General features: G+C 74.0%; 17 protein-coding genes. 4 read left to right on the top strand and 13 right to left on the bottom strand.

Features of this window, described 5'->3' with window-relative positions; translation table 11 throughout:
• Positions 1-382: 382 nt before the first annotated feature.
• Together ACIQVT_RS18070 and ACIQVT_RS18075 are read right to left on the bottom strand one after the other, a co-directional pair.
• Positions 383-1399, bottom strand: a complete 1017-nt coding sequence (locus tag ACIQVT_RS18070) for a helix-turn-helix transcriptional regulator (protein WP_403753979.1) — start codon at positions 1397-1399, stop codon at positions 383-385.
• Positions 1400-1486: 87 nt separating this feature from the next.
• Positions 1487-2158 carry a transglycosylase family protein gene (locus ACIQVT_RS18075; protein ID WP_403753982.1) on the bottom strand — a complete coding sequence of 224 codons (672 nt, stop codon included), beginning with the start codon at positions 2156-2158 and terminating at the stop codon, positions 1487-1489.
• A gap of 539 nt (positions 2159-2697) precedes the next feature.
• On the opposite strand from ACIQVT_RS18075, the gene ACIQVT_RS18080 reads away from it, so the two are divergent.
• A complete protein-coding gene (locus tag ACIQVT_RS18080; RefSeq protein WP_403753984.1) occupies positions 2698-3504 on the top strand; it encodes a hypothetical protein in 807 nt (268 codons plus the stop codon).
• 64 nt (positions 3505-3568) lie between these two features.
• On the top strand, positions 3569-3967 hold the full coding sequence (locus ACIQVT_RS18085) for a hypothetical protein (RefSeq protein WP_403753987.1): 399 nt from the start codon (positions 3569-3571) through the stop codon (positions 3965-3967).
• Positions 3968-4033: 66 nt separating this feature from the next.
• On the opposite strand, the gene der is transcribed toward ACIQVT_RS18085, so the two are convergent.
• The 5 genes from der to aroH form a co-directional block, all read right to left on the bottom strand.
• A complete protein-coding gene (gene der / locus ACIQVT_RS18090; RefSeq protein WP_403753990.1) occupies positions 4034-5515 on the bottom strand; it encodes a ribosome biogenesis GTPase Der in 1482 nt (493 codons plus the stop codon).
• Between the two features lie 78 nt (positions 5516-5593).
• A complete protein-coding gene (locus ACIQVT_RS18095; protein ID WP_403754105.1) occupies positions 5594-6181 on the bottom strand; it encodes a lysophospholipid acyltransferase family protein in 588 nt (195 codons plus the stop codon).
• Between the two features lie 62 nt (positions 6182-6243).
• Positions 6244-6939 carry a (d)CMP kinase gene (gene cmk / locus ACIQVT_RS18100; RefSeq protein WP_403753993.1) on the bottom strand — a complete coding sequence of 232 codons (696 nt, stop codon included), beginning with the start codon at positions 6937-6939 and terminating at the stop codon, positions 6244-6246.
• Between the two features lie 100 nt (positions 6940-7039).
• Positions 7040-8125: a prephenate dehydrogenase gene (locus tag ACIQVT_RS18105; protein ID WP_403753996.1), complete on the bottom strand. Its 1086-nt coding sequence runs from the start codon at positions 8123-8125 to the stop codon at positions 7040-7042.
• A complete protein-coding gene (gene aroH / locus ACIQVT_RS18110; protein WP_403754108.1) occupies positions 8122-8484 on the bottom strand; it encodes a chorismate mutase in 363 nt (120 codons plus the stop codon). Before aroH ends, ACIQVT_RS18105 begins: the two co-directional genes overlap by 4 nt.
• A gap of 147 nt (positions 8485-8631) precedes the next feature.
• Between aroH and ACIQVT_RS18115 the strand changes: the two genes are divergently transcribed.
• Positions 8632-9096: a Rieske (2Fe-2S) protein gene (locus ACIQVT_RS18115; protein WP_403753999.1), complete on the top strand. Its 465-nt coding sequence runs from the start codon at positions 8632-8634 to the stop codon at positions 9094-9096.
• 22 nt (positions 9097-9118) lie between these two features.
• A complete protein-coding gene (locus ACIQVT_RS18120) occupies positions 9119-9823 on the top strand; it encodes a DNA polymerase beta superfamily protein (protein ID WP_403754003.1) in 705 nt (234 codons plus the stop codon).
• A 49-nt stretch (positions 9824-9872) separates the two neighbouring features.
• Here ACIQVT_RS18120 and ACIQVT_RS18125 read toward each other — a convergent pair whose 3' ends face one another.
• From ACIQVT_RS18125 to ACIQVT_RS18150, 6 genes are all read right to left on the bottom strand, one after another.
• Positions 9873-10880: an ADP-ribosylglycohydrolase family protein gene (locus ACIQVT_RS18125; RefSeq protein ID WP_403754111.1), complete on the bottom strand. Its 1008-nt coding sequence runs from the start codon at positions 10878-10880 to the stop codon at positions 9873-9875.
• A gap of 74 nt (positions 10881-10954) precedes the next feature.
• The gene (locus tag ACIQVT_RS18130) at positions 10955-12019 is read right to left on the bottom strand and encodes a pseudouridine synthase (protein ID WP_403754008.1); all 1065 of its coding nucleotides are present in this window, start codon (positions 12017-12019) and stop codon (positions 10955-10957) included.
• 12 nt (positions 12020-12031) lie between these two features.
• A complete protein-coding gene (scpB, locus tag ACIQVT_RS18135; protein WP_403754011.1) occupies positions 12032-12679 on the bottom strand; it encodes an SMC-Scp complex subunit ScpB in 648 nt (215 codons plus the stop codon).
• Entirely contained in the window at positions 12676-13791 is a 1116-nt protein-coding gene (locus ACIQVT_RS18140) for a segregation/condensation protein A (RefSeq protein WP_403754114.1), read from the bottom strand. Before ACIQVT_RS18140 ends, scpB begins: the two co-directional genes overlap by 4 nt.
• A gap of 498 nt (positions 13792-14289) precedes the next feature.
• A complete protein-coding gene (locus ACIQVT_RS18145; protein WP_403754014.1) occupies positions 14290-14838 on the bottom strand; it encodes a hypothetical protein in 549 nt (182 codons plus the stop codon).
• A complete protein-coding gene (locus ACIQVT_RS18150; RefSeq protein ID WP_403754018.1) occupies positions 14823-15956 on the bottom strand; it encodes a ParA family protein in 1134 nt (377 codons plus the stop codon). The genes ACIQVT_RS18145 and ACIQVT_RS18150 overlap by 16 nt, the downstream gene beginning before the upstream one ends.
• Between the last annotated feature and the right edge of the window lie 12 nt (positions 15957-15968).

Consider the following 15968-nt stretch of genomic DNA (forward strand, 5'->3'; position numbering starts at 1 on the left):
CGCTAGGCCGCATCCGGCGGCGACGGAAGCGGGCACGGCAGGGTAAGAGCCGTATCCGGTTCCGGTCACACCTCTGTCACAGCTCCCGGTCGGGTTTCGGTCATCCCGACATCGGCCGGCATCACTGCCGGCCATCACCCGAACGAGGGTTTCCGTTCGGCTCACCGGGGTAATCGAGTGAAATTCACCCGCACCGGCGGACCGCCCCGAATTACCCGGCGGAAAGGCCGTGGTGGGGACGGGTGCGGGACAGCGCGGCGCGAATGGCCGGCAATCCCGTACGGCGGCACGGAAGCTGACGCCGCATAGGAGATTTCACGGATTCAGCACACAACCGCCGTACGTGCGCCCACGGCAGCGGGCGTCGCGCGGCGCGGTGTCGTCACCCCGCCCCGGCCCCGCCCGGAGCCGCCGGCGCCCGGCCGGACCGCGCGGGCCGGGCCAGGGCGGCGTCGAGCCGGTCCCGGATCCTCCTGACCGCCTCGGTCAGCTCGGCGGGCTCCAGCACCTCGAACGGGAAGCCCAGCATCATGACGTGAACGACCATCACGTCCAGGCTCGCGGCCCCGGCCCGCAGGACGCACGCGTCGGCGCCGTCGGCCTCGAGGGTCCCGGCGGAGGGCGAGATCCGCTCGGCGGCCTCGTCCAGCGGCACCAGCAGCCGGACGGCGGCGTGCGTGGCGTAGGCGCCGGTGGAGACGCCCCGCGAGACGTAGGCGGCGAGGTCCTCGGCGGGCGGCTCGCGGGGCGTGAAGCGCGGTCCGTGCGGCGGGAGGGGCGTGAGGCGGTCGACGCGGAAGGTCCGCCAGCCGGCCCGGTCCACGTCCCAGGCGACCAGGTACCAGCGCCGCTCGGTGCAGACCAGCCGGTGCGGCTCGACGGTACGGCGGCCTGCGGCACCGTGGTGGTCGCGGTACGCGAACCGCAGCAGCTCGGCGTCCCGGCACAGGTGGGCGAGTTCGGTGAGCACGGCGGGGTCGACCGGGGCCGACGGCGGGCCGCCGCGCAGCATCGGCACCGTGAAGGCGTTCAGGGCGCCCACCCGGCGGCGCAGCCGGTGCGGCAGCACCTGTTCCAGCTTGGCGAGCGCCCGCACCGAGGTCTCGCCGATGCCCTCGATGCCCTGGCCGGCGGCGGTGCGCAGGCCCACGGCCACGGCGACGGCCTCGTCGTCGTCCAGCAGCAGCGGCGGGAGCTGCGCGCCGGTGCCCAGCCGGTAGCCGCCGCCGGTGCCGGGGCTGGCGTCGACCGGATAGTCCAGTTCCCGCAGCCGGTCCACGTCGCGGCGGACCGTGCGCGGGGTGACGCCCAGCCGGCCGGCGAGGTCGGCGCCGGACCAATCGCGGTGGGCCTGGAGCAGCGAGAGCAGGCGCAGCAGACGTGCCGAGGTCTCCGACATGGGGCAAGTCTGCCGGGGGACGCGGACAGCCGCTGTCCTCATCGGGACAGCGGCTGCCTCCGGTCGGCCCGGGGAGCCGGGCAGGACTCAGAGCGCGAGGCGCTGGCCGGGCACGATCAGGTCGGGATCGGCGCCGATGACGGCCCTGTTGGCGGCGTAGAGCCGCTGCCAGCTGGTTCCGTACCGGGCGGCGATGACGCTGAGGGTGTCGCCCTCGCGGACGGTGATGTGGTTGCCGCGGCCACTGGAGGCCGTCGGGCGCCGCGGCGCCGGGGCGGGGGCGGACTGCGTCGTCGTGTGTTTCGGCGTCGCGGTGTTCCGGGCCGGGGTGTGCCCGGAGGAGGTGCGGGAGGGGGTCGCCGGGGCGGCGCCGGCGGCTCCGGCGCGGGCCGAGCAGACCGGCCAGGCGCCCCAGCCCTGGTCGGCCTGGACCCGGGTGGCGACGGCGATCTGCGCGCTTCTGGAGGCCTGGTCGGCCGTCGGGGCGTAGGCGGTGCCGCCGTACGCGCGCCAGGTGCCGGCGGAGAACTGGAGCCCGCCGTAATAGCCGTTGCCGGTGTTGGTGTGCCAGTTGCCGCCGCTCTCGCACTGGGCGATGCGGTCCCACACCGCGTCGTCCGCCGCGGCGGCGCCGCCGGCCGTGGCCAGCAGTCCGAGCGGGGCCAGCAGGGCGGCTCCGGCCAGCAGGGCCGTCGTACGGCCCTTGCGGGCGCCTTCGGGTCGAGCGGTGTAGCGGGTCGTATCGGCACAATCGGACATGTGGTTCCCTCTCCACGAACCCGGGCTCCCCCGGACGGAGCGCGTCTCGCCGCGTATGGCCGCGGTTCATCGCGCCCGCCCCGTCCGCCCCGCCGGTGCGGCGGTCGTGCTTGCCTCCTGCCGGCCGGCGGACGTACCCGAGCGGTGCTCGTTGCACACGGCGGAGGAATGTAGGGAGGAGGGGCCACCGGAATCAACCAAGTCACCGTCGCACCAGGCCAGTTGGCCCTTACCAGCGGTAGCGGCGAATTCCGGACACCCACCTCATCCCGTTATGTCCGGACGAGTCGACCACTCGCCCGGGAGGCTTGTGACTCACCTCACCCGCACACACCTACCAACTCCGCAGAATATTTACACACCGCTATCACCCATATACCGAGAGTCACCAGGTGCGGCAGCCGGTCGGAACCGGTGCCCTCCGGGGCGTGACCCCCACCACAGGACGCCCGTTGTCTTCTTCATGAGCCCGGAACCCCGGGGCTCATCGGCCGGGAGCCACCCGGCCGACCCAGCACCGCATTCCGAGGGAGCCACCCGTGCCGCGCATGCTCGACGTCAGTGACGCCGTACGCGCCGAGATCGGCGACGAAGAAGCCGACCGGCTGCTCGCCGGAGAGAACGCCCCGGGCAGTTACGACTGCACGTCCTGCCGCACCCCCGGCGACTCCGAGCAGGAGCGCACCAGCACCGTCCTGTTCGTCGGCGACGAGACCGCCGTCCTCGCCTTCGCCCACGCCGGCTGTCTGCCCTCGCAGGTCGTCCAGGTCACCGAGGAACAGCTGCTGGGGGCCGTCCGCTCCATCGGCGCCGCCGGCGAGATGGCCGGCGCCGATGCCGTCGCGGCCGGCACGCCGCACGCGGCCGTCCCGGAGCAGGCAGTGCTCGGCGTGACCAGCGGACTGGTGCTGGTCGACGGGGAGTTGCACCCCGCGCTCGTCGTCGAGCCGACCTCCGCGATCGCCCGCCCGGGCTCCGACGGGACCGGTGACGACTTCCTGCCGCTCCTCGTCGAACAGGGCTTCCTGCCCGTGACCGCGCTGACGTCCGTCCCGCCGGTGCTGCACGGCTGGTCCGTCCTGCTGGCGGTGGGCCAGCTGCACGCGGTGCTCCAGCCGTCGGCCAACGGGGGCCAGCCGGTGGCCTGGTGGCAGGCGCACCAGCCGCTCCAGGTGACCGACAGCTGGCGGGCCGCCGCCAACAAGCACCAGCAGGTGCTGCTGTTCGCGGCGCCCGTGGGATCGATCGGGCGCCAGCCCCGGGAGGACCTGCTGCGCGGCGCGCTGGACAGGGCCGCCGCCCACGGCAGGCTGGTCGGCGCCGCGCTCCCGCTCGCGGGCACCTGAGCCACGGGCCGCCGCAGGACCGCACCGGCCGCATCCCTTTGCGCGTCCGGTCGTTTGGACATACGTGCACGCATACGACACTCCCTCCCGCCGGCCCTTCTCCTCCGTGCCGTCCGCCCGGACGGGCCACGAACCGTCCGGCGGCCAGTCGGCCACGCCGATCTACGACTCGCTGTACGCGGAGTGGGTCAAGGCCTTCCGCACCCTGCCGGGGGACCGCAGTGGCGAGGAGGGGCTGAGGTTCAGCGCGTTCGGCGACTTCCCGGACGGCACGGACGGGTACGGCGGCCACCGGGCCGGGTCGTTCAGCAGTTCCTACAGCGCCTACAGCGCGGGGGCCTACAGCGCTCGGCAGCAGTCGCAGTCGCAGTGGCAGCGGGTCGGTACGCTCGGCCGGCAGCAGGACACCGGCACGCACTACGCGCAGGCCGCCCTGCCGCCGGGGCCCCGCCGGGGCGCGTGACGGACGCGCGAACGGCGAAGGGCGCCCCCCGGAGAGCCAGGGGGCGCCCTTCTCGTCGTACCGCCGTCACTTCTTCTTCGCGCCGCGCTTCTCGCGCACCCGCACCGACAGGTGGATCGGGGTGCCCTCGAAGCCGAACTCCTCGCGCAGGCGGCGCTCGATGAAGCGCCGGTAGCCCGCCTCGATGAAGCCCGAGGCGAAGAGCACGAACCGCGGCGGCTTGGTGCCGGCCTGGGTGCCGAAGAGGATGCGCGGCTGCTTGCCGCCCCGGACGGGGTGCGGGTGGGCCGAGACCAGCTCACCGAGGAAGGCGTTCAGGCGGCCCGTGGGGACGCGCGTCTCCCAGCCCGCGAGCGCCGTCTCGATCGCCGGGACCAGCCTCTCCATGTGCCGGCCGGTGCGGGCCGAGACGTTGACCCGGGGCGCCCAGGCGACCTGGGCCAGCTCCGTCTCGATCTCCCGCTCCAGGTAGTAGCGGCGCTCCTCGTCCAGGGTGTCCCACTTGTTGAAGGCCAGGACGACCGCGCGTCCCGCCTCGACGGCCATGGTGACGATGCGCTGGTCCTGGACCGAGATGTTCTCGGAGGCGTCGATCAGGATGACCGCGACCTCGGCCTTCTCCACGGCGGCCGCCGTGCGCAGCGAGGCGTAGTAGTCGGCGCCCTGCTGGAGGTGGACCCGCTTGCGGATGCCCGCCGTGTCGACGAACTTCCACGTGACGCCGCCCAGCTGGATCAGCTCGTCGACCGGGTCGCGGGTGGTGCCCGCCAGCTCGTTGACGACGACGCGCTCCTCGCCGGCCACCTTGTTCAGCAGCGAGGACTTGCCGACGTTCGGGCGGCCGATGAGCGCGATGCGGCGGGGGCCGCCGACGGCCGTGCCGAAGGTCTGCTCGGGCGCCTCCGGCAGCGCCTCCAGGACCGCGTCCAGCATGTCGCCGGTGCCGCGGCCGTGCAGGGCGGAGACGGGGTGCGGCTCGCCGAGGCCGAGCGACCACAGGTAGGTGGCGTCCGCCTCGCCGCTCGGGCCGTCGACCTTGTTGGCGCACAGCACGACCGGCTTGCCCGCCTTGCGCAGCAGCCGGACGACCGCCTGGTCGGTGTCGGTCGCGCCGACCTTGGCGTCGACGACGAAGACGACCGCGTCGGCCGCCTCGATCGCGTACTCGGCCTGGGCGGCCACGGAGGCGTCGATGCCGAGGACGTCCTGCTCCCAGCCGCCGGTGTCGACGACCTTGAAGCGGCGGCCGGCCCACTCGGCCTCGTAGGTGACCCGGTCGCGGGTGACGCCCGGCTTGTCCTCGACGACCGCCTCGCGGCGGCCGATGATCCGGTTCACCAGGGTCGACTTGCCGACATTGGGGCGGCCGACGACGGCGAGCACGGGCAGCGGGCCGTGGCCCGCCGCCTCGATGGCGCCCTCGACGTCCTCGACGTCGAAGCCCTCTTCCGCGGCGAGCTGCATGAACTCCGCGTACTCGGCGTCGCCGAGAGCCCCGTGCTCGTACTCGTGCGCGGCCGAGCCGTCGGGCTGGATGTCGTCGTTCATGAAGTCCGTACCTCGTCGTTCATTCGTGGTGATCGGTGGGCCGGCCCTCCGTGGGCTGATCCACTACTCAAGTGTCGCCTAGCGCCCGGTCAGGCGCCTGGCGTTTTCCAGGTGAGCGGTGAGCCGCTCGCGGATGCGCCCGGTCGCCTCGTCGAGCGCGGCGCGCGTCGACCGTCCGGAGCCGTCGCCCGCGTCGAACGGGTCGCCGAAGACGACGTCGACCCGCGAGCGCAGCGGCGGCAGCGCCTTGACCAGGCGTCCGCGCCGGTCGGAGCTGCCCAGTACGGCGACGGGCACGATCGGTGCCCGGCCGCGGACCGCGAAGTAGGCGAGCCCGGCGCGCAGCGCGGCGAAGTCGCCCTCGCCCCGCGTGCCCTCCGGGAAGATGCCCAGCACTCCCCCGGCCGCCAGCACACCGAGCGCCCGGGTGATCGCCGTGCGGTCGGCGGTGTCACGGTCCACCTTCAGCTGGCCGATGCCGGTCAGGAAGGGGTCCAGCGGGCCGATGAACGCCTCCTTCTTGATCAGGAAGTGCGTCGGCCGGGGCGCCACGCCCATGACCATGGGGCCGTCGACGTTGTGGGAGTGGTTCACCGCGAAGATCACCGGACCGGTCGCGGGCACCTTCCAGGCGCCGAGCACCCGCGGCCGGAACAGCCCGTACATCAGGCCGACGCCGATGCGCCGCCCGATCTCGGCGCCGCGCTCCGAGGGTACCGGCGGACGGCTCACTTCCCGGCCCGCTTCTCCTCGACCAGGGTGACGACGCACTCGACGACCTGGGCGAGGCTCAGCTCGGTGGTGTCCACCTCGACCGCGTCGTCCGCCTTGGCGAGCGGCGAGGTCTTGCGACTGGAGTCGGCCGCGTCCCGCTTGATCAGGGCCTCGCGGGTGGCCTGGACGTCGGCGTTGCGCAGCTCACCGCTGCGGCGGGCCGCACGGGCCTCCGGGGAGGCGGTGAGGAAGATCTTCAGGTCGGCGTCCGGCAGGACGGTCGTCCCGATGTCGCGGCCCTCGACCACTATGCCGTGCTCCGCGGCGGCGGCCAGCGAGCGCTGGAGCTCGGTGATCCGGGCGCGCACCTCGGGCACCGCGCTGACCGCGCTGACCTCGGAGGTGACCTCCTGGGTGCGGATCGGGCCGGCCACGTCGACGCCGTCGACGGTGATGGTGGGGTGCTCGGGGTCGGTGCCGGAGACGATCTCCGGCTTGCCGGCTACGGCGGCGACGGCGGTGGGGTCCGCCAGGTCGATGCCGTTGTTCACCATCCACCAGGTGATCGCCCGGTACTGGGCGCCGGTGTCCAGGTAGCTCAGGCCGAGCTGCGCGGCCACGGCCTTCGACGTGCTCGACTTGCCCGTGCCGGACGGACCGTCGATCGCGACGATCACGGGCTTGGGAGTCGGGGCGGCGCCGTTTTCCACGGGAGGGCACCTTCCTGGTGAAGGGTGGTGGGCAGGGGGGCGGGACGCGAGGGCGCCCCGCACAAGGTTACTGGCTCGCGGCGGGCGCCCTCACCGGGCTTCACTGCCGCAGGGCCCAGCCCCGCTCGCGCAGCGCCTCCTTCAGCGTCGCGGCGGCCCTCGGCTCGACCACGAGCTGGACCAGGCCGGCCTGCTGGCCCGTCGCGTGCTCGATGCGCACGTCCTCGACGTTGACCCCGGCCTGCCCGGCGTCGGCGAAGATCCGCGCCAGCTGGCCGGGCTGGTCGTCGATGAGGACGACGACGGTCTCGTACGCGCGGGGCGCGGTGCCGTGCTTGCCGGGCACCCGCACCTGGCCGGCGTTCCCGCGGCGCAGCACGTCCTCGATACCGGCGCCGCCCGAGCGCCGCTCGTCGTCGTCGCCGGACTCCAGGGCGCGCAGCGCCCGGACGGTGTCGCCGAGGTCGGCGGCGACGTCGGAGAGCAGGTCGGCGACCGGTCCGGGGTTGGCGGAGAGGATGTCGATCCACATGCGCGGATCGGAGGCGGCGATCCGGGTCACGTCCCGGATGCCCTGCCCGCACAGCCGTACGGCGGCCTCCTCGGCGTGCTCCAGGCGCGCGGCGACCATGCTGGACACCAGGTGGGGCATGTGGGAGACGAGGGCGACGGCCCGGTCGTGGGCGTCGGCGTCCATGACGACGGGGACGGCCCGGCAGAACGAGACCAGCTCCAGGGCGAGGTTCAGCACCTCGGTGTCGGTGTCCCGGGTCGGGGTGAGCACCCAGGGCCGGCCCTCGAAGAGGTCGGCGGTCGCCGCCAGCGGGCCGGACTTCTCCCGCCCGGACATGGGGTGGGTGCCGAGGTAGGCGGTGAGGTCCAGGCCCGCCGCCTCCAGCTCGCGGCGGGGGCCGCCCTTGACGCTGGCGACGTCCAGGTAGCCGCGGGCCACGCCCCGGCGCATGGCGTCGGCGAGCACCCGGGCCACGTGGGCGGGCGGGGCGGCGACGACGGCCACGTCGACCGGTCCCTCGGGCGCCTCGTCGGTGCCGGCGCCCAGCGCGGCGGCCGTACGGGCCTGGTCGGGGTCGTGGTCGGCGAGGTGGACGGTGACACCGCGCCGGACGAGGGCGAGGGCGGCGGAGGTGCCGATGAGGCCGGTGCCGATGACGAGTGCGGTTCTCACTGGGCGATGTCCTTGCGCAGGCCGGCCGCGGCGCCGAGGTAGACGTGGGAGATGCCGGTGCGGGGCGTGTCCGACTCGACGTGGGCGAGGACCCGCACCACGCGGGGCATGGCGCCCTCCACGTCCAGTTCCTGGGCGCAGATCAGCGGCACGTCCACGAGGCCGAGCCCGCGGGCGGCGGCGGCCGGGAAGTCGCTGTGCAGGTCCGGGGTGGCGGTGAACCAGACGCTGATCAGGTCGTCGGCGGTGAGCCCGTTCCGTTCCAGGACGGCGGTCAGCAGGTCCCCGACCCGTTCCGCCATGTGCCCGGCCTCGTCGCGCTCCAGCTGGACGGCCCCCCGGACCGCTCGTACCGCCACGGTGCTGCTCCTCGCTGACATGCGTGTCCTGATCCTTGGTCCGTCCAGCGTAGTCAGCCCGCGCGGGGCGGGCGTGCGCCGCCCGGTCACTGAGACGATGCGGACGTACCGGTATCCACCGTTTTCCACGTATCACGGAGGCGTGACATGACCCAGCCCTCGACCCGGCGCACGGTTCTGGCGACAAGCGTGGGGGCGCTCGCCCTCGGGTGCGTGGGATGCGGCGGCGGTGGCGATAGCGGCGGCTCCTCGTCGTCCGCCTCGCCCAGCGGCGCCGGCAGCGGCTCCCCGGCGCACTCCCCGTCGGCCTCCGCGTCGGCCGGCGGTGCGGAACTGGCCCGGACCGCCGACATCCCGGTCGGCGGCGGCAAGGTGTTCGCCGACCGGAAGATCGTGGTCACCCAGCCGTCGAAGGGTGAGTTCCGGGCCTTCTCGGCGATCTGCACGCACGAGGGCTGCACGGTCAACCAGGTCGCCGACGGCACCATCGACTGCCCCTGCCACGGCAGCAGGTTCCACGTGGACGACGGCTCGGTGGCCCACGGCCCCGCGACCCGGCCGCTGCCCGCGAAGACGATCACCGTGCGGGGGCAGTCGATCCAGCTGGCCTGAGGGGCCCGCGTAGGCTCCGGGGATGCAGCCGGAGGACCTCGTACGCCACCACACCGTCTACGCCTGTGTCATGGGCTCCCGCGCCTTCGGCCTGGCCACGGACGCCAGCGACACCGACCGGCGGGGCGTGTTCCTCGCCCCCACCCCGCTGTTCTGGCGGTTCGACAAGCCGCCGACGCATGTGGAGGGGCCGGGCGAGGAGCGGTTCTCCTGGGAGCTGGAGCGGTTCTGCGAGCTGGCGCTGCGCGGCAACCCGAACATCCTGGAGTGCCTGCACTCCCCGCTGGTGGAGCACGTCGACGACACCGGCCGCGAACTGCTGTCCCTGCGCGGGGCCTTCCTGTCCCGCCGGGTGTACGACACGTTCACCGGGTACGCCCTCGGCCAGCGCAGGAAGCTCGACGCCGACCTCCGCACCACGGGTGCCCCGCGCTGGAAGCACGCGATGCACCTGCTGCGGCTGCTGACGAGCGTCGGTGACCTGCTGCGCACCGGTGAGCTGCGGATCGGCGCCGGCGACCGGCGGGAGGCGCTGCTCGCGGTGAGGCGGGGCGAGGTGCCGTGGGCGGAGGTCGAGCGGCGGATGGTCCGGCTGGCGGCCCAGGCCGAGGCGGCCCTGCCCGGCAGCCCGCTGCCGCCGGAGCCGGACCGGGCGCGCGTGGCCGCCTTCCTGCACCGGGTGCGCCGGGAGTCGGCCCTCCGGGCGGAGCCGGAGGAGAGACCCTAGGGTCCTTCGTTCGGATCGGGCGAGCCCGGCATGATCCGGACGAGAGGGCCTAGGCGTCCCAGAGCGCGCCCAGGGCCGTCAGCTCGTCCCGGTGCTCGATGCGGTCGGTCCACCGCGCGGGCCAGGCGTCGGCGCCCAGCCGGGCGCCCGCGAAGGCGCCGGTGAGACAGGCGATGGAGTCGGAGTCGCCGGCGGTGCAGGCGGCCCGGCGCAGGGCGGTGACGGGCTCGTCGGGGAAGAGCAGGAAGCACAGCAGCCCGGTGGCGAGGGCCTCCTCGGCGATCCACCCCTCCCCGGTGGCCAGGCAGGGGTCGGTCTCGGGCGAGACGGTCCGTACGGCGTCCCGGAGCCGGTCGAGGACGGCCAGGCACTCGTCCCAGCCGCGCGCGATGAACCGCTCGGGGTCCGCGTCCCCGGCGCGGGTCCACAGGTCGCCGAGCCAGTCGTGGTGGTAGCGGGTGCGGTGGGCCAGGGCGTACGCGCGCAGGGCGCCGACCAGTTCGGCCGGGGCGGTGCCCCGCGCGAGCAGGTGGACGGCGTGGGCGGTGAGGTCGGAGGCGGCCAGCGCGGTGGGGTGACCGTGGGTCAGCGCGGCCTGCAACTGGGCGGCTCCGGCGCGCTGTTCGGCGCTCAGGCCCGGGGCGAGGCCGACGGGGGCGACGCGCATGTCGGCGCCGCAGCCCTTGGAGCCGACCTGACTGGCGTCCTGCCACGGCCGGCCGGCCTCCGTCAGCAGGGCGCACGCCCGCAGGCAGGTGGCGCCGGGGGCGCGGTCGTTCTCCGGCGACCGGTACCAGGCCACGAACTCCGCGCGCAGCGGCCGTTCCAGCCCGTCCGGGGTGAGGTCTCCCCGCGCCGTGGCCGTCCGGAGCGCACGGCCGAGGGCGAGGGTCATCTGGGTGTCGTCGGAGACCAGGGCCGGGCGCGGCGGCTCCAGCGTCCGCCAGGGCCCGGACCCGGCGATGATCTCCGGCACCGTCCTGAACTCGGTCGGGTAGCCGAGGGCGTCCCCGAGGGCCAGGCCCAGGAGTGCTCCGGTCGCGGCTCGTTCGGGCACACGGTTCACGCGGTCACCATCCCCTTTATCGTCACTGTGACAATAAAGGGGGACGGTGATCGCGGCAAGGCGCTCTAGAGGTCGACTTCCTGCATGAGCATGCCGACCTCGGTGTTCGACAGGCGGCGCAGCCACCCCGACTTCTGGTCGCCGAGGGTGATCGGGCCGAAGGCCGTGCGCACCAGCTTCTCGACCGGGAAGCCGGCCTCGGCGAGCATGCGCCGCACGATGTGCTTGCGGCCCTCGTGCAGCGTCACCTCGACCAGGTAGTTCTTGCCGGTCTGCTCGACCACCCGGAAGTGGTCCGCGCGGGCGTAGCCGTCCTCCAGCTGGATGCCGTCCTTCAGCTGCTTGCCCAGGTCGCGCGGGATCGGACCGACGATCGCCGCGAGGTAGGTCTTCTTCACGCCGTACTTCGGGTGGGTGAGGCGGTGCGCCAGCTCGCCGTGGTTGGTGAGCAGGATGACGCCCTCGGTCTCGGTGTCCAGCCGGCCGACGTGGAAGAGCCGCGTCTCACGGTTGGTGACGTAGTCGCCGAGGCACTGGCGGCCCTCCGGGTCCTCCATGGTGGAGACGACACCGGCGGGCTTGTTGAGCGAGAAGAACTGGTACGACTGCGTCGCGACCGTCAAGCCGTCGACCTTGACCTCGTCCCGCTCCGGGTCCACCCGGCGGCCCTGCTCGGTGACGATCTCGCCGTTCACCTCGACCCGGGACTGCTCGATCAGCTCCTCGCAGGCGCGCCGGGAGCCGTAGCCCGCGCGCGCGAGCACCTTCTGGAGGCGCTCGCCCTCCTGCTCCGCGCCCGGGAAGGTCTTGGGCAGCTTGATGTCGGGCTTCCCGGCGTACCGCTCCCGGTTGCGCTCCTCCACCCGCGTCTCGTACTCGCGCGAGCGCGCCGGGGCCGTACGGCCGCCCTGCTGGGGCCGCTTCGGGCCGCCCTTGCTGCCCCCGCGCGCGGCGCCGCCCCGGCCCGCCTTGGGGCCGTCCTTGGTGGCCCCGGGGCCCACGTCGTAGCGGCGCTCCTCGGGGCGGGGCTTGCGGGGCCGGCCCTGCCCCTGCTTGTCGTCCCTGTTGTTGCCGGCCCCGCGGTAGTTCCCGCGTCCGCCACCGCTCTTGCCGCTGCCGCTGCTTCGCATCAAAGTTCCGTCTTAGTCGTCTGCGTCGTCTGCGCCGGGCGCGTCGGGCGCGTCCGGGTCGAACGACGGGACTCCCTCCTGGGTCTCGGCCTCGATCGCCTCCGCCTCCGGGAGGAAGGGCGCGAGTTCCGGAAGTTCGTCCAGGCCGCGCAGGCCCGTCCGCTCCAGGAAGTAGTTCGTCGTCCTGTACAGGATCGCACCTGTTTCGGGTTCCGCGCCCGCCTCCTCGACCAGACCGCGCTGGAGGAGGGTGCGCATCACGCCGTCGCAGTTCACTCCGCGCACCGCGGAGACGCGGCTGCGGCTGACCGGCTGGCGGTAGGCGACGACCGCCAGGGTCTCCAGCGCGGCCTGCGTGAGCCGGGCGGTCCGGCCGTCCAGGACCAGCCGTTCGACGGCGGGCGCGTAGGCTGCGCGGGTGTAGAAACGCCAGCCGCCGGCGACGAACCGCAGCTCGAAGCCGCGGCCCTGCGCGGTGTACTCGTCGGCCAGCTCCCGCAGGGTGTCCGCGATCACTCGCTTCGGCCGCTCCAGGAGCCTCGCCAGGTGCTCCTCGGTCGCGGGCTCGTCCACGACCATGAGCACCGCCTCCAGGGCGGGTCTCAGGTCGAGACCGGCGACGTCCCGGGCCTCCGCCGGTTCCGCTGTCTCCTCGCTCATGCCTTCTCCTCGGGCCGCTCCGGCGGCCGGTCGAACTCGTCGGTGACCACCGGCAGCGTCTCCGCCTCACCGGTCCAGCGCACGACCAGCGGCCCGAGCGCGGCCTCCTGGTCCAGGGCGACGGCCTTCTCCCGGTACAGCTCCAGCAGGGCCAGGAACCGGGCCACCACCGTGAGGGTGTCGTCGGTGTCCTCGACCAGCGTCCGGAAGTCCGCCTCGCCCAGTTCCCGCAGCCGCGCCACCACGATCCCGGCCTGCTCCCGCACGCTGACCAGCGGGGCGTGGATGTGGTCGACGTAGACCTGCGGCCGGGGCCTGGGACGCATGGCGCGGACCGCCAGCCTGGCCATCCCCTCTGCCCCGAGGCCGATGACGACCTCGGGCAGCAGCTCGGCGTACCGCGGTTCCAGGCCGACGGTACGGGGGTGGCGCCGGGCCTCGTCGTCGAGGCGCCGGTCCAGGATGCCGGCGATCTGCTTGTAGGCGCGGTACTGGAGCAGCCGCGCGAACAGCAGGTCCCGCGCCTCCAGCAGCGCCAGGTCCCCCTCGTCCTCCACCTCGGCGACGGGCAGCAGCCGGGCCGCCTTCAGGTCGAGCAGCGTGGCGGCCACGACCAGGAACTCGGTCGTGCGGTCCAGGTCCCAGTCCGGCCCCATGGCCCGGATGTGGGCCATGAACTCGTCCGTCACCCGGGAGAGGGCCACCTCGGTCACGTCCAGCCGGTGCCGGGAGATCAACTGGAGAAGCAGATCGAACGGCCCCTCGAAGTTGACGAGCCGAACCCTGAAAACCCCGTCGGCGTCGTCCCGGGCACCTCGCGTCTGCGCCGGTGCCGCCTCGGCGGGCCCGTCGGATTCCCGGGCCGCGGAGACCTCCGCCGGCTCCAGGGGCGCCCCCTGCTCGGCGGGCTCGCGCGACCCGGAGGGCCGGTGCGACTCTCGCGGCGCGGACGGTGCGGCGGGGACGGTGGGTTCGACAGACGCGGAAGGAACCTGCGGCGCGGGGCGGTCAGCGGGCTCGTGGAACCCGGACGGTCCCTGCGGCACGGAGGACCGGGCAGACCGACTGGCAGCAGCCGGCTCGGGGGGCTCAGCGGGTTCGTGGCGCGTGATCGGCACGTGAGACGCGGCACGTCCGTGCGCGTCGGTGGACTCGGCGTGCCTGCCCGCCTCGCTGGACTCGGCGGGCACGTGAGGCGCGGCGGGCTGCCGCGGCTGCGGCGCGGGGGGCCCGGTGGGGTCAGCGGCCTCGTGGGGCGCGGGGAGGTCGCGGGCGCCCTGGGGCAGTGCGGACTCGACAGGCCCCCGGTCCCCGGCGGAGCCCGCCGACTGACGGGAGGCGGGGGGCATGGTCGACCGGCCGGGCGCCACTGACTCGGCGGGGTCGTGGGGCGGTGCGGGCTCGGCAGGCCCCCGGTCCCCGGCGGAGCCCGCCGACTCGCGGGAGACGGGCGTCGCGGGCTCGGTGGAGTCCTCGGGCGGGTGGGGTGGTGCGGGGGCGGCCGGCGTGGTGGTGTCGGGGGCCGGGCCCCGCCCCAGCGCACGCCGGCGGCCGGCGGATGCGCCGGGGGTGGGGGCTGCGTGCGAGGTCATGGCCCCCGCAGGCTACCGCTACCGCCCGCGCAGCCGTCGTACGAGGATGCTCGCGTCCCCGCGGGACTCCAGGTCGGCCAGGACCACGGCGACCGCCTCGCGGACGATCCGCCCGCGGTCCACCGCGAGCCCGTGCTCGCCGCGCAACACCAGCCGGGCGTGCTCCAGGTCCATCAGTTCCTCGGCCGAGACGTACACGGTGATCTTCTCGTCGTGCCGCTCGCGCCCACTGGGCCGCCGGGCCGCGGCCCGTCCGCGCTTGCGAGGCTGCCCGGCGGGATCGGCGCCTTCCACGCCGTCCTGCCGACGGGCCGGCCGGGTGCGGGACTCGCCGGCCCCGGCCGACTCGGCCTCGGCCGCCGCGTGCTCCGCGCCCTCTCCGTCACCGCCCTGGACGGGCACCGACTGCGGCCCGTCCTCGGCGGCCGTCTCGTCGCTCTCCCCCGCGGGAGCCGGCACCCGGGCCTCACCGTTACCCCCGCGCCGGGGGCCGGACGGCTGGAGCGCCGTCCCCCCGGTGGTGCGGAACAGTTCGTCGGCCCCGGGCAGACTCACTCGGCGTGACACCGGGCGAGCACCTCCCTGGCGAGCTGGCGGTAGGCGGCGGCACCGACGGAGTTGGAGGCGTACGTGGTGATCGGCTCACCGGCGACCGTGGTCTCCGGGAAGCGGACCGTGCGCCCGATGACCGTGTGGTAGACGTGGTCGTCGAACGCCTCGACGACCCGGGCGAGCACCTCACGGCTGTGCACGGTCCTCGAGTCGTACATCGTGGCGAGGATGCCGTCGAGTTCCAGCTCGGGGTTGAGCCGCTCCTGGACCTTCTCGATGGTCTCGGTCAGCAGGGCCACACCGCGCAGGGCGAAGAACTCGCACTCGAGCGGCACGATCACCTTGTGCGCGGCGGTCAGCGCGTTGACGGTCAGCAGGCCGAGCGAGGGCTGACAGTCGATCACGATGTAGTCGTAGTCGGGCAGCAGCGGCTTCAGGGCCCGCTGGAGCGTCGACTCGCGCGCGACCTCGGAGACCAGCTGGACCTCGGCGGCCGACAGGTCGATGTTGCTGGGCAGCAGGTCCATGTTGGGGACCGCCGTCTTCAGCAGGACCTCGTCCGCGGACATGCCCCGCTCCATGAGCAGGTTGTAGACGGTGAGGTCCAGCTCCATCGGGTTGACGCCGAGACCGACCGACAGCGCGCCCTGCGGGTCGAAGTCCACGAGCAGCACGCGCCGGCCGTACTCCGCGAGCGCGGCACCCAGGTTGATGGTCGACGTGGTCTTGCCGACGCCGCCCTTCTGGTTGCACATCGCGATGATCTTCGCGGGGCCGTGGTCGGTCAGCGGGCCCGGGATCGGGAAGTACGGCAGCGGACGGCCGGTGGGGCCGACGCGCTCACGGCGCTGGCGGGCAGCGTCGGGCGCGAGCGTGGCCGCGTACTCCGGATCGGGCTCGTACTCGGCGTCGGGGTCGTAGAAGTGCCCCTCGGGCAGGTCGTCGTAGTCGGCGAGTTGGTTGTGGGGCGCGCCACTTCCGTCGCCGGCCATGGCGTTCACGTGATGGCCATCCATGCTCTGGTGTGCTGTCCGGTCCGCGGGCGGATCCGGACTCTGGTGGGCTGCGAAGGTGCGCACAGCTACGGAGCCGACAGCCTCGAATCCCGTGGGGTCCTGGCCCCGTACCGGCATTCCTGGTTGACC

Source organism: Streptomyces sp. NPDC100445, from assembly GCF_044759735.1.
In the GTDB taxonomy this organism is placed as follows: Bacteria; Actinomycetota; Actinomycetes; order Streptomycetales; family Streptomycetaceae; genus Streptomyces.

Coding starts and splice junctions, on each gene's coding strand:
- ACIQVT_RS18070 (WP_403753979.1), bottom strand. CDS start 1,399: ATGTCGGAGACCTCGGCACGTCTGCTGCGCCTGCTCTCGCTGCTCCAG.
- ACIQVT_RS18075 (WP_403753982.1), bottom strand. CDS start 2,158: ATGTCCGATTGTGCCGATACGACCCGCTACACCGCTCGACCCGAAGGC.
- der (WP_403753990.1), bottom strand. CDS start 5,515: ATGAACGACGACATCCAGCCCGACGGCTCGGCCGCGCACGAGTACGAG.
- ACIQVT_RS18095 (WP_403754105.1), bottom strand. CDS start 6,181: ATGTACGGGCTGTTCCGGCCGCGGGTGCTCGGCGCCTGGAAGGTGCCC.
- ACIQVT_RS18115 (WP_403753999.1), top strand. CDS start 8,632: ATGACCCAGCCCTCGACCCGGCGCACGGTTCTGGCGACAAGCGTGGGG.
- ACIQVT_RS18120 (WP_403754003.1), top strand. CDS start 9,119: ATGCAGCCGGAGGACCTCGTACGCCACCACACCGTCTACGCCTGTGTC.
- ACIQVT_RS18130 (WP_403754008.1), bottom strand. CDS start 12,019: ATGCGAAGCAGCGGCAGCGGCAAGAGCGGTGGCGGACGCGGGAACTAC.
- scpB (WP_403754011.1), bottom strand. CDS start 12,679: ATGAGCGAGGAGACAGCGGAACCGGCGGAGGCCCGGGACGTCGCCGGT.
- ACIQVT_RS18150 (WP_403754018.1), bottom strand. CDS start 15,956: ATGCCGGTACGGGGCCAGGACCCCACGGGATTCGAGGCTGTCGGCTCC.